Source organism: Neisseria sp. HMSC065D04 (genome assembly GCF_001815675.1).
GTDB lineage: Bacteria > Pseudomonadota > Gammaproteobacteria > Burkholderiales > Neisseriaceae > Neisseria.
Genome location: NZ_KV821518.1, coordinates 20,374 through 33,763, shown reverse-complemented (window position 1 = coordinate 33,763; position 13,390 = coordinate 20,374). Strand labels below are relative to the sequence as shown.

Below are 13,390 nucleotides of genomic sequence, written 5' to 3'. Positions count from 1 at the left end.
GCCGTACTGGTTTAAAGTTAATCCACTATAGAATCCCCCGTTCTTTCTCGAACACAGCCTTTAGCGGCATTATTTTGCCGTCCGTTTGGCGCGTATCCGGCGTATATTTTGGGGATTTGGTACAGGGGTCGTCTGAAAATGTAAAGACAGCGTCCCTGCAATGCAAAAAAGCGCAAAAGCATAGGAAAACAAGCTATCAAAAAACTCAAAATGCGTGTTAAGATTAGCCATCACTATCCGCCGCACCCGTTTATTTCGGGTTTGCGCAGCGCATACAATCACGAAAAGGAAATCCCATGAGTCGCGTATTACTCGTAGATGACGACGCTTTGCTGACCGAATTGCTCACCGAATACCTCACCGCCGAAGGATTGAACGTCCACAGCGTTCCGGACGGCGAAGCCGGTGTACACGAAATCCTGACCGGCCAGTACGATGTTGCCGTATTAGACTCCATGATGCCGAAAATGAACGGCTTGGACGTATTGAAAAACGTCCGCTCCCAAAGCACCGTTCCCATCATCATGCTGACCGCCAAAGGCGACGATATCGACCGCATCATCGGATTGGAAATGGGTGCGGACGACTATGTTCCAAAACCTTGCACCCCGCGCGAACTGTTGGCACGCATCAACGCCATCCTGCGCCGTGCTCAACAAAGCGGCGAGCCGAACAACGCGCCAAACAGTATTTCCGTGAGCGATGTCGTACTCTACCCTGCCAAACGTCAGGCAACCATCAAAGACACTCCGCTTGAGCTGACCAGCACTGAGTTCAACCTGCTCGAAGTCCTGATGCGCCATGCCGGACAAGTCGTCAGCAAAGAAACTTTGTCCATCGAAGCACTCGACCGCAAACTGGCAAAATTCGACCGCAGCATCGACGTCCATATCTCCAGCATCCGCCACAAATTGGGCGATGCCTCGCTGATTCAGACCGTACGGGGCTTGGGCTACCTGTTTGTTAAAAACTAAAGATAAAACAGATCAATGAAACTGTTTCAACGCATCTTCGCCACATTTTGCGCAGTCATCGTCTGCGCAATCTTTGTGGCGAGTTTTTCTTTTTGGCTGGTGCAAAATACCCTTGCCGAAAACCAATTCAACCAACGCCGCACCATCGAAACCACTTTGATGAACAGCATCCTCTCCGCCTTTAGGGCGCGCGGGGACAGCGGTGCGCGCGAAATTTTGGCGGAATGGGAAGACAGCCCCGTCTCCAATTCCGTTTACGTCATTTTGGGCGACGAGAAAAAAGACATCCTCGACCGCAATATCGACGGACACACCATCGAACGCGCCCGCGTGTTTGCCATCAATAATCCCAATTCCGATTTGGCGCACATCGAATACGACCGTTTCGGCGAAGAATACCTCTTCTTTATCAAAGGTTGGGACAGCCATCAGGCGCAACGCCTACCCAGCCCGCTCTTCATCCCGGGTCTGCCGCTCGCCCCGATTTGGCACGAATTTATCATCCTATCCTTCATCATCGTCGTCGGTCTGTTGATGGCGTACATCCTCGCTAGCAACATTACCAAGCCCATCAAAATCTTGGGCAGCGGTATGGACAGGGTGGCAAACGGCGAACTTGAAACACGTATTTCCCAGCAAGTGGACGACCGCGACGACGAATTGTCCCACCTTGCCATCCAGTTCGACAAAATGGCGGAAAAACTGGAAAAACTCGTTGCCAAAGAACGCCACCTGCTGCACCACGTCTCCCACGAAATGCGCTCACCCTTGGCGCGTATGCAGGCGATTGTCGGACTGATTCAGGCGCAGCCGCAAAAGCAGGAGCAATACCTGAAAAGGCTGGAAGGCGAATTGACCCGCATGGATACCTTGGTTGGTGAGTTGCTGACACTCTCCCGTTTGGAAACGTCCAACATCCCGCTGGAAAAAGAAAGCCTGAAGCTTGTCCCCTTCCTGAAAAACATCGTGGAAGACAACCAAAGCATCGCCCAGCAGAACAAACAAACCGTTACCCTTTCGGTCGAACCCAGAATCCCCGAAAATGCCACGGTCTGCGCCAACGAAGGCTATTTGTACCGCGCGTTTGACAACGTTATCCGCAACGCCATCAATTACAGCCCCGAAGGCAGCACCATCCGCGTCAATATCGGACAAGACAGCAAGCATTGGATTGTCGACGTTACCGACAACGGTCCCGGCGTGGACGAAATGCAACTGCCGCATATTTTCACCGCCTTTTACCGTGCCGACTCCAGCGCCAGCAAACCCGGTACTGGCTTAGGCCTTGCCCTGACCCAACACATCATGGAGCAGCACAACGGCAAAATCATGGCTGAAAACATCAAGCCGAATGGTTTGAAAATGCACTTTATCCTGCCCAAAAAGAAAGTGAACGGCAAAACGGAAAAACCGCATCCTAAAAACTCTTGACCATGAATGTTGCCCATCGGGGTTTATATAGTGGATTAACTCTAAATCAGGACAAGGCGACGAAGCCGCAGACAGTACAGATAGTACGTTCAGCACCTTAGAGAATCGTTCTCTTTGAGCTAAGGCGAGGCAACACGCCGTACTGGTTTAAAGTTAATCCACTATAAACAAATTGCCACACCCCAAGCCTACAAAAGGTCGTCTGAAAAGAACAAACCCTTACGTTCCCGCCTTTCAGACGACCTTTTATGCCATTTGTCATATATAATGCAAGTGAATAATTAAATCATTTAAAGTCCGCATATTCCGCCATAAAGAGCAGCGAAACAGACTATCCATTGATAACAAAACCAACAACGAACGCCCAATCCCGTTCACTCATCACACACCCCTTCCAACCCAAACCGCCCGAAAGGTCGTCTGAAACGCAGCGTCCACACACCGAAAAGGAGGCACCATGTCCGCCCAATCCATGTCCGGCTACTTCTTCATGCCCAACCACATCATCCTCGTGGGCGCGAGCGAACGCCCATACAGCTTGGGCGAACGCATCCTGAGCAACCTCCTGAGCGCACCGTTTCAAGGTCAAATCACACCCGTCAACCTCCGCCACCGCACGGTTGCGGGACTCACCTCCTACACCAACCTCAACAAAATCCCCGGCAGCGCCGACCTCGTCATCGCCGTAACGCCGCCCGACAGCTACGACGCCCTATTCAAATCCTGCCGCAAAAAACAGTTCGGCCACATCATCCTCATCCAAGACTGGGAAAGCCTGTCCGACGACGAATGGCACACTGCCGAAGCCGCCATCAAAAAACACCACGGCAACGAACTCAACATCAGCGTGTGCAGCCCCGCCGGCGTGCAGCTTCCATCGCAAAGCCTCAACATCAGTTCCCAACCCGACCATCCGGCAGGCTACACTGCCCTTCTGACCGGACACGCCTCCGTCAGCAGCGAAATCAACCTCATGCTGCAAAAAATGGGACAGGGCATTTCACGCCACATCAGCCTCAACTATCCGCTCAGCCCCACCACTTCTGCCGACTGGCTCAACCGTTTCGGTCACAACCGCCACACCAAAGTTGCCGTTATCGAGCATAACCCAGCCGAAAACCAGCGCAACCTGTTCAGCGCCATCCGCCATTTCACCCGCCACACTCCGCTCATCCTCCACGTTACCCACCGTTCGGACGATACCGAAAAAGCCGTGTTACGCTGCCTTGCGCGTCATTGCAACTTCCTCGCCACATTCAGCAGCAGCGAACTCGAAGCCGCCCTGCACGCGCGTTTGTCCGACCTTCCCCCTCTGAACAGCATCGACATCCTGTCCGACACCCCTGCCGAGTGGCTGGAAACCTGTGCGCCCCAAAACCTAAAACTCCAATTTCCCACCAAGCAGCCGCACATCCGACAAGGCTACATCGGCAGCACACCCACGCCCGCCCATTACCACAGCATCGCCAGCCAACACCTTCAAAATACCCATACCGAAGCCCTGCTCGCCATCGTTGCCCCGGCCGACAGTCCTGACGAAAAAAATCTAACCCGCACCCTGAGCATGCTGGCGAAACACACTGCCAAACCCCTGCTTGTCAGCAGCCGCTTTTCAGACGACCTCCTGCATTTCGACCGTCCCGAACAAGCCCTGCAAGCCGTATCGTTCCGCAACATTGCCGACCAACTGCAAAAAGAACAGCTACGCATCGCCACACCCAAAAAAGGTCGTCTGAAAACCCCGCAAGCAAGAAACATTACCAAAGCCCTCGCCTCAAAAGACCTGCCCCTGCTTGCCGAAGCCCTGTGTCTGCCTGCTTATCAGCACACCGTGCATAACGCCGTGCAATTCCGTTTCCAACGCCATACCGCCTATGGCGACATCCTGACCGTATGCCATCAAGGCAGAACCACCGCCGCGCTCCCGCCGTTCTCTACGCTGGACAGCGAACACATCGCCCGTTTCGCCCAACTCGACAATACACACACCCTCAACCAGCTCCTACACACCCTAAACACACTCAGCCAACGGCAGCAATACATCGGCGAAATCCTGCTCAACCTCAACGGCGACCAATACAGCAGCGACTTTGTCTTACATGCTGACGAACGTCCTTCCCCCAAAAATAAACCAACCAATATAGCCACCCTCAAGCTCGAACAAGCCGCCGCCAAAGTACAGACCGCAGCGGAATACCTGCGCAGCAAAAATCCGACTGCCGCCGAGTTCCTCCGCAATACCGGCGAAGCCGCCGCCGAACTTTTGGGCGCAAAAACCGAAAGCGAAGCCCCCATCCAAAACGTGCTCGCCCCCTACCCGACCGAGCATCCTGCCACGTTTACCCTCAAAAACGGCGAAACCATAACCATCCGACCCTTCACTCCCGAAGACGCGGAAGCCAAACAGCAATTCGTCCGCAGCCTGTCTCCGCAAGCGCGCTACACCCGCTTTATGACCCATACCAACGAATTGCCTATCCCCACCCTCGCACGCTTCAGCAAACTCGACTACCACAGCGAAGCCGCATGGACGGCGCGCAATTCAGACGACCTCATCGTCGCCGTCAGCCGCTTCAGCCGTATCAACCGCAACGAATGCGAATTCGGCATCACACTTGCCGAAAACGTGCGCGGCAAAGGGTTGGCAGCGGAAATGATGAAGCTGATTATCCAATCGGCAACACAACAAGGCTACCGCGTCATGAGTGCCCAAATACTCAAATCCAACACCCCTATGCTTAAACTTGCTGAAAAATCAGGCTTTACCATCACCCCTTCAGAAGAAGACAACACTTTGTGCCAAGCACGCCTCAACCTGACCACTCCGCAAAACAGCAACAAAAACAAATAAAAACTTGCATGAACAACGCAAAATATCCTAAAATTAGCAGTTTCTTATCTATCCGATTTTCTCAAAAGGACTCAAAATGGTAGTTATCCGTTTGGCTCGCGGTGGTTCTAAACACCGTCCCTTCTTCCACGTAGTCGTTGCCGACTCCCACAACCGCCGCGACGGCCGCTTCATTGAGCGCGTTGGCTTCTACAACCCTGTCGCCAATGAAAAACAAGAGCGCGTACGCCTCCAAGCCGACCGCTTGAACCACTGGATCGCCCAAGGCGCACAAGTCAGCGACGCAGTTGCAAAACTGATCAAAGAACAAAAAGCTGCTGCTTAATCACCGGCTAATCTTGCTATGACCGACACTCGACAACGGGTAGCCATGGGCTACATCAAAGGCGTATTCGGCATCAAAGGCTGGCTCAAAATAGCCGCCAATACAGAATACGCCGACAGCCTCCTGGACTACCCCGAGTGGCAGTTAAGCAAAGACGGTAAAACCCTGAACGTAATACTCGAAGCCGGCAAAATCGTCAGCGGAGAGCTTCAGGTCAAATTCGAAGGCATAGACGATCGCGATCAAGCTTTTGCCCTGCGCGGCTATACCATCGAAATTCCCCGAGAAGAATTCGCCCCTACCGAGGAAGACGAATATTATTGGGCAGATTTAGTCGGCATGACCGTTATCAATAAAGACAATATCGTGCTCGGCAAAGTCACAAACCTGATGGAAACCGGTGCCAACGATGTTTTGATGATTAATGGTGAACATGGTCAAATCCTGATCCCGTTCGTATCCAACTACATCGAAACCGTCGATACCGAAGGCAAAACCATTACCGCCGACTGGGGCTTAGACTACTGATGTTGATACAAGCCATCACCATCTTCCCCGAAATGTTCGACAGCATTACCGAATACGGCGTAACCGGTCGCGCAAAAAAACAAAACCTTTGGCAATTCCAAGCCATCAATCCCCGCAAATTCGCCGACAACAAACTCGGTTATATTGATGACCGCCCCTTTGGCGGAGGTCCCGGAATGATTATGATGGCGCCGCCGCTGCAAGCAGCGATAGAAGAAGCCAAACAAACATCTTCAGCGCCTGCAAAAGTCATCTACCTTAGTCCGCAAGGTCAACCGCTGACCCACAAAAAAGCCGTAGAGCTTGCAAAATCCCCGCATCTCATACTGCTTTGCGGACGATACGAAGGAATTGACGAACGCCTGCTGCAAAGCAGCGTAGATGAAGAAATCAGCATAGGCGACTTTGTCGTTTCCGGCGGAGAGCTACCCGCCATGATGCTGATGGATGCCGTACTCAGACTGATACCCGGCGTATTGGGCGACATACAGTCAGCCGAACAGGATTCGTTTTCAGACGACCTATTAGACTGCCCCCATTACACCAAACCTTTAGAATTCCAAGGCATGACCGTCCCTGACGTATTGCGTTCGGGCAATCATGGCTTGATAGCCGAATGGCGGTTGAAACAATCGCTGCGGCGCACCCTGGAGCGCAGACCAGACCTGCTGGAAAAGCGCAGTTTAATCCCAAAGGAATCCCGCCTCTTAAAAGAAATCTTGCAAGAGCAACAGGAAATCCAATCATAATTTAGGAAAAACAATGAACCTGATTCAACAATTAGAGCAAGAAGAAATCGCTCGCCTGAACAAAGAAATCCCCGAATTCGCACCGGGCGACACCGTAGTCGTTTCCGTACGCGTAGTAGAGGGTTCACGCAGCCGTCTGCAAGCTTACGAAGGCGTTGTTATCGCCCGTCGTAACCGGGGCTTGAACAGCAACTTCATCGTCCGCAAAATTTCCAGCGGCGAAGGCGTTGAGCGTACCTTCCAACTCTACTCCCCTACCGTAGAAAAAATCGAAGTAAAACGCCGCGGTGACGTCCGTCGCGCCAAACTGTACTACCTGCGCGGCCTGACCGGTAAAGCTGCCCGTATTAAAGAAAAATTGCCTGCCCGTAAAGGTTAAGCAAAAGAATTGCAAAACAAAATCCCCACTTTTCAGTGGGGATTTTTTACATCATCTTTCTATCATTCGGCAGTAAATTCAATTACAGATAAGATTTCGGTTACCGTCCTACAACAAAAACCTTGATACAACTTATTCTATAGTGGATTAACTTTAAACCAGGACGGCGTTACCTCGCCTTAGCTCAAAGAGAACGATTCTCTAAGGTGCTGAAGCACCAAGTGAATCGGTTCCGTACTATCTGTACTGTCTGCGGCTTCGTCGCCTTGCCCTGATTTAAATTTAATCCACTATACAAACCGTCAGCCTCTTAAAGTACATAAAAATAGATGCAGACAAATTGAGCCAAGCTTCCACCAAGAACAAACAAATGCCAAATACCATGACCATGTTTAATCTTTTTATCATTCACAAACCAATAGATACCGACGCTATACAATATACCACCCAACGCAAGCCAAAACAGCCCGGCAGATGAAAGCGATTGAACCAATGGAAATAAAGCAACCAAAATCAACCATCCCATCACCACATAAATAATCATGGACAACAGCCGTTTTTCACTCTTTCTCCCTATCGTAAGCTCTTGAATAATCCCTAAAAATGCTAAGCCCCACGACACACCGAAAAGCGACCAACCCCATTCTCCCTTAAGAGGAATCAAGGTAAACGGGGTATAGCTGCCTGCAATCAACAGATAAATCATGCAATGATCCACTTTTTGCAAGACAGCCTTAATTTTAGGTTGAGGAATACTGTGATACAACGTTGAGCCCAGATACAGCAAAGACAGGCAAACACCATAAGTAATCGCACTGGCAAGCCGATATGAATCATCCGCCTTAATAATCATCAGCACCAATGCCGCAACAGCCAGCATGGCGCCGATCAAATGAGTATACGCATTAAAGCGTTCACCGTGATACATAAGAATCGTTCTTAGTTTGAAGAGACCGGCAAAGTGTACGCCAAACACAATACCGTAAGCGCAAGAAAATGATAAAGATAAGTTAAAACCAACACCGTTATCATTCCAAGACGCCTAATCCAGACCTCACCTTACATTCAACATCATCCCTCTTTTCGCAGACGTTCCAAATGTTCGCGCACCTCCTGCACCTTTTCTTCGGTAAACAAATTCTCAATATTTTTCCAGATACTATGGTAACCATAAGGACCATGTTGCATTTCCAACCTGGCCTCTTCCACCGACCAACCCTGATAAATAATACGGTACATTCCGGAAATCAAACCTGTACGGTCAGCCCCATGATAGCAATGAACCAATACAGGACCGTATTTCTGTTGCTTTTCAATTAAGAAAAGAGTTTGCGCGATATCTTTAGGCTTAATTTTCCACGTCAACAAAGGACGGTTCAGCAGCATCAAATTACGGCCTTTTAAATGTGTTTCGTTGTCGTTCCGATCAAAAAATCGCAAATTAATCACACTACGGATACTGAGTTGCTCAATCAATTCCCCATCTTCTGCAACCGGCTGCTCACTGCGGTAAAGCTTATCGTCAATACGGTACAAATTAGCATCTTGCTTTACCAAAGTCGCCCAACGGGCGGAAGCAGTAGAAATATCTTGAGGAGCCATAGGAGTGGAGCACGCAGCGAGGAAACATGAACACAAAATTACAGACACAAAATGACGCATAAATTCTTCTCTAAAATAAAACGTGATTGTAATGGCAGGTCGTCTGAAAACGAAGCCCGATTAAAGCAGACAACCGCAACCGGCAGCTTCAAACATTTTCAGACGACCTTTATGTCGTACAAATCAAACACAAACCGCATATCGATGGACAATTATCCCAACAAATGTAAAAAACAGTTTATTTTTGTCATAATTATATCTATGATAATACTTTATGCCATTTGATAAAAAAGCACCATTCCAATCAACAAAAAAGGGGACAATATGTCTGCAATCAACACTAAAATCAAAACCATCATCTTAACCGCCATCAGCGCGGCAATCCTGTCTGCCTGTGGAGGCGGCGGTGGCAGCGGTGGCGCATCCACTCTTTCCACCGGATCAACCAGCACAAGTGGCAACGGCAGCCCTGCTAAAAACAGCAGCCCAAGCAATGCCGCCCCCAGCGCTACCAACAACAATAATGGCAATACCGTAGCAGCCGCAGCACCTCGCAACAATCATGCCGATAACCTCGCCGGTCTGATTGATGAAGCTCCACTAGAAACTTTAAACCTTTCCACACCGCTGCACACCAGCTTCATTTCTTCAGCCAGTGCGCAACAAAACAACCCAAATGTTCAATTGCGCCAAAAAGAAACAGGAGAACAATTCCAAACGGACAACCAAAACAAAGATCAAGGCGGCTTGATCAGCTCTTTAGATTTTAAAGCCAACGATGAAGTGAAATTGGATGGAATTGTACTATTCAATAAAAATGCGAATGGCAGTGCAACGCAACCTGAATGGACAACCACCGATTCCCTCATCGCAAAAATCAATTCCAAAGGCAACACAAAAGCCGATATCAGCGAACAAGATGGCAGCGAAAAAAATACCAAATACGAATACGGCAAATCAACTTTGGACGACCGTATTATCGAAATCTTCAAACAATTGAAGACCGAACGGGAAAACCTTAAAAAAGCAAAAGAAGGCGGTACCGACGGTATTGATACAAACAAAATCGCAGAAATTGAAGCCAAGATCAAAGAGCTGTCAGAACTGTATGACTTTAAACGTCAACTTCGTGCAGGTTTGACAAAATATACTCAAGATTCCATGAATCAAATTGCCTATTTCCGCACTGATGCCGATGGCTTGGTTTTTGACAAACGATTCGACGGCATCTACGTCATCCGCTTTGTCGATGGTACGCAGATCGTTATGCACGATCCTGCCGCTGCCGGTTGGACTTACCAAACTTTCGCCCACTACATTGATCCGAAATCCGGTGTGATTTACGGCTATCAAAGCTTAGGCGATGAGACTAAGTTCACCGATCTACCGGAGAAAGGTACGGCAACTTACAACGGCTTGACTACTGCCTATGTTGTAAAAGGTGATCAAGGCCGTCAGCTGACGGCGGATGTTAAAGCCATCGTCGATTTTGGTTTAAAAGGCGTACGCTTTGAAACTGCCAATTCCCAATTCCACTCCCTCGACGCCAACGGCCGCCGCGTAAGCGAAGCCGATGCGAAGTACGACATGAAAGGTACGGCGAAATGGGAAAACGGCAACCTCTTCCTGGGTTCGGTTGAAGCAGCCGCAGCAGGTCTGAAAGGTAATTTGAGCGGTAAATTCTACGGTGCAAAAGCTGCTGAAATCGGCGGTACTTACGGTCTGAAAAACCAAGACGGCAGCGAACACCTCATCGGCGGTTACGGCGCGAAACGTCAATAATCCTAATGACCGTCTCCTTTAAAAAGGTCGTCTGAAAGACTGTTTGCAGTTTCAGACGACCTTTTTCTTTTAACCTGCCAAACACACCCGCACCAAAATATAGTGGATTAACTTTAAACCAGGACGGCGTTACCTCGCCTAACTTTAAACCAGTACGGCGTTGCCTCGCCTTGCCGTACTATCTGTACTGTATCTGCGGCTTCCGCCTTGTCCTGATTTAAATTTAATCCACTATAAAAGCGTATAACACGATCACCCAATGCAGCGACAGATTGATTTGAAATCAGGGCAAAACAAGGAAGTTATCCTTATCCGGCAGCTTTATCCCCTATCTTCATTACCCTCTGCCCGCTTCTATTACCAACTTCTCTAATAATCACGCCGCAGAAAAGGCGAAATTGTGGCATAATCTGCACCAAATCAAACAGACATCGGCAATGCACACCATACCGGCGCGTGAATCCGATGGCTTTATCACCAAACTTTCAGACAAATCAAACCAAGACGGGGTTTCCAGCCAAAGGTCGTCTGAAAGTATCCGCTTCAACGAAATTAAAACCGACAAATGTAAAGAGCAGAAAGTCTCACATGACAACCCAAACCCTTTTAATCGAACTTCTCACCGAAGAACTTCCCCCAAAAGCCCTGAATAATTTAGGCAACCACTTCGCCGCTTCTGTTGCCGAAGGCTTGGAAAAAGCGCAACTGATTGACGGCGCAGCCGAATATACCGCCTACGCCTCGCCGCGCCGTTTGGCCGTTCAAATCAAAAACGTTAAAGCCGTGCAAGCCAATCAGAAAATCGTGAAAAAAGGCCCTGCCGTGGCGAATGCCATGAAAGACGGTGCGCCGACCAAGGCTTTGGAAGGTTTTGCACGCGGTGCGGGGGCGAAAATCGAAGACTTGACCATCGTCCACGACGGCAAGCAGGATGTGTACGCCTACGAATACGTCCAAACCGGCAAACCGTTGGGCGAACTCTTGGAAGACATTATCAATCAAGCGGTTAAGAAACTGCCGATTCCCAAAGTGATGCGTTGGGGCAGCAGCACATTTACCTTCGTGCGCCCCGTTCACAGGCTGATTGTGCTGCACGGCGGCGACATCGTGGACGTCAGCGTCTTGGGTCTACAAAGCGGCAATCAAACCTTGGGACACCGCTTCCTTTCCAGCGGAGAAATTACCATTGAAAACGCCGACAGCTACGCCGCCCAAATGCGCGAGCAAGGCAAAGTCGTCACTTCGTTTGCCGAGCGCAAAGCCTCCATTCAGACGGCCTTGAACGAGCAGGCAGGCCGTCTGAAAGCAACCGTTGCCGCCGATGAAGCGCTGCTGGACGAAGTGACCGCGCTGGTTGAATGGCCTGTGGTATTGGAAGCCGGTTTTGAAGAACATTTCCTCGCCGTGCCGCAGGAATGCCTGATTCTGACCATGCAGCAAAACCAAAAATACTTCCCGCTGCTCGACCAAAACGGCAAGCTGATGAATCGCTTCCTGCTGGTCTCCAACCTACAAACCGAAGACCCGTCGCATATCATTCAAGGCAACGAACGCGTTTTGCGCGCGCGCCTGTCTGATGCCGAGTTCTTCTACAAGCAAGACCAGAAAGCGACTTTAGAAAGCCGCCTGCCCAAGCTGGCAAACGTGGTTTATCACAACAAAATCGGCTCGCAAGCCGAACGCATCGAACGCCTGCAAAGCATCGCTGCCCACATCGCCAAGGCTTTGGGCGCGGATGCCGCCGCAGCCGAACGCGCCGCGCGTTTGGCAAAAGCCGACTTGGTTACCGAAATGGTCGGCGAGTTCCCCGAACTGCAAGGCACGATGGGCAAATACTATGCCCGCTTGGACGGCGAAACCGAAGAAATCGCCGAAGCCGTCGAGCAGCACTATCAGCCGCGTTTTGCCGGCGACAACCTGCCGAACGGCAAAGTTGCCACTGCCGTTGCGCTGGCCGACAAACTGGAAACCTTGGTCGGCATTTGGGGCATCGGTCTGATTCCGACCGGCGACAAAGACCCCTACGCCCTGCGCCGCGCCGCCTTGGGTATTTTGCGGATGCTGATGCAGTATGGTTTGGACGTAAACGAGCTGATTCAGACGACCTTCGACAGCTTCCCCAAAGGTTTGCTCAACGAAAAAACGCCGTCTGAAACCGCTGACTTCATGCAGGCGCGCCTTGCCGTGTTGCTGCAAAACGACTATCCACAAGACATCGTCGCCGCCGTACTCGCCAAACAGCCGCGCCGTTTGGGCGATTTGACCGCCAAACTGCAAGCCGTTGCCGCGTTCAAACAACTGCCCGAAGCCGCCGCGCTCGCCGCCGCCAACAAACGCGTGCAAAACCTGCTGAAAAAAGCCGATGCAGAGTTGGGCGAAGTCGATGAAAGCCTGCTGCAACAAGACGAAGAAAAAGCCCTGTACGCCGCCGCACAAGGCTTGCAGCCGAAAATCGCCGCCGCCGTTGCCGAAGGCAATTTCCAAACCGCCTTGTCCGAACTGGCTTCCGTCAAACCGCAAGTCGATGCCTTCTTCGACGGCGTGATGGTGATGGCGGAAGACTCCGCCGTAAAACAAAACCGCCTGAACCTGCTGAACCGCTTGGCAGAGCAGATGAACGCGGTAGCCGATATTGCGCTCTTGAGCGAATAATATCGAGCCGTAAACAAAAGGTCGTCTGAAGACGGGAAAGCAGCTTTGCCCAACGTTTTCAGACGACCTTTTTGATTCTATGAATCTATAGTGGATTAAATTTAAATCAGGACAAGG

General features: G+C 50.5%; 12 protein-coding genes and 2 pseudogenes. 11 read left to right on the top strand and 3 right to left on the bottom strand.

The genetic code is table 11. From position 1 onward, the window contains the following. From HMPREF3050_RS14850 to rplS, 9 genes and pseudogenes are all read left to right on the top strand, one after another. Positions 1–221, top strand: a 221-nt coding sequence (locus HMPREF3050_RS14850; protein ID WP_094113353.1) for a hypothetical protein, incomplete at its 5' end; no start/stop codon positions are given. 75 nt (positions 222–296) lie between these two features. Next, positions 297–974, top strand: a complete 678-nt coding sequence (gene misR, locus HMPREF3050_RS06870; RefSeq protein WP_070774226.1) for a two-component system response regulator MisR — start codon at positions 297–299, stop codon at positions 972–974. 15 nt (positions 975–989) lie between these two features. After that, entirely contained in the window at positions 990–2,405 is a 1,416-nt protein-coding gene (locus tag HMPREF3050_RS06865; RefSeq protein ID WP_070774225.1) for a HAMP domain-containing sensor histidine kinase, read from the top strand. Positions 2,406–2,431: 26 nt separating this feature from the next. Beyond that, a pseudogene (locus tag HMPREF3050_RS14845) lies at positions 2,432–2,494 on the top strand (transposase); the annotation flags it as partial. A 368-nt stretch (positions 2,495–2,862) separates the two neighbouring features. Beyond that, the gene (locus tag HMPREF3050_RS06860; RefSeq protein ID WP_070774224.1) at positions 2,863–5,256 is read left to right on the top strand and encodes a bifunctional acetate--CoA ligase family protein/GNAT family N-acetyltransferase; all 2,394 of its coding nucleotides are present in this window, start codon (positions 2,863–2,865) and stop codon (positions 5,254–5,256) included. A gap of 76 nt (positions 5,257–5,332) precedes the next feature. Then, a complete protein-coding gene (gene rpsP, locus HMPREF3050_RS06855; protein WP_003740833.1) occupies positions 5,333–5,581 on the top strand; it encodes a 30S ribosomal protein S16 in 249 nt (82 codons plus the stop codon). A gap of 18 nt (positions 5,582–5,599) precedes the next feature. Then, positions 5,600–6,109 carry a ribosome maturation factor RimM gene (gene rimM, locus HMPREF3050_RS06850; RefSeq protein ID WP_070774223.1) on the top strand — a complete coding sequence of 170 codons (510 nt, stop codon included), beginning with the start codon at positions 5,600–5,602 and terminating at the stop codon, positions 6,107–6,109. Next, positions 6,109–6,858, top strand: coding sequence for a tRNA (guanosine(37)-N1)-methyltransferase TrmD (trmD, locus tag HMPREF3050_RS06845; protein WP_003740829.1), 750 nt, complete (start codon positions 6,109–6,111; stop codon positions 6,856–6,858). Before rimM ends, trmD begins: the two co-directional genes overlap by 1 nt. A gap of 13 nt (positions 6,859–6,871) precedes the next feature. Beyond that, on the top strand, positions 6,872–7,237 hold the full coding sequence (rplS, locus tag HMPREF3050_RS06840) for a 50S ribosomal protein L19 (RefSeq protein WP_003679470.1): 366 nt from the start codon (positions 6,872–6,874) through the stop codon (positions 7,235–7,237). 232 nt (positions 7,238–7,469) lie between these two features. Here the strand turns inward: rplS and HMPREF3050_RS14840 are convergent. From HMPREF3050_RS14840 to HMPREF3050_RS06830, 3 genes and pseudogenes are all read right to left on the bottom strand, one after another. Beyond that, a pseudogene (locus tag HMPREF3050_RS14840) lies at positions 7,470–7,532 on the bottom strand (transposase); the annotation flags it as partial. Between the two features lie 15 nt (positions 7,533–7,547). Continuing rightward, positions 7,548–8,165, bottom strand: coding sequence for a PAQR family membrane homeostasis protein TrhA (locus tag HMPREF3050_RS06835; RefSeq protein ID WP_003768595.1), 618 nt, complete (start codon positions 8,163–8,165; stop codon positions 7,548–7,550). Positions 8,166–8,308: 143 nt separating this feature from the next. Beyond that, positions 8,309–8,839 (bottom strand): tyrosine-protein phosphatase, encoded by a 531-nt coding sequence (locus HMPREF3050_RS06830; protein ID WP_094113352.1) that lies wholly within the window; start codon positions 8,837–8,839, stop codon positions 8,309–8,311. A 324-nt stretch (positions 8,840–9,163) separates the two neighbouring features. Between HMPREF3050_RS06830 and HMPREF3050_RS06825 the strand changes: the two genes are divergently transcribed. Continuing rightward, on the top strand, positions 9,164–10,621 hold the full coding sequence (locus HMPREF3050_RS06825) for a transferrin-binding protein-like solute binding protein (RefSeq protein WP_070774221.1): 1,458 nt from the start codon (positions 9,164–9,166) through the stop codon (positions 10,619–10,621). Between the two features lie 588 nt (positions 10,622–11,209). Then, entirely contained in the window at positions 11,210–13,273 is a 2,064-nt protein-coding gene (gene glyS / locus HMPREF3050_RS06820) for a glycine--tRNA ligase subunit beta (RefSeq protein ID WP_070774220.1), read from the top strand. The last annotated feature ends 117 nt before the right edge of the window (positions 13,274–13,390 follow it).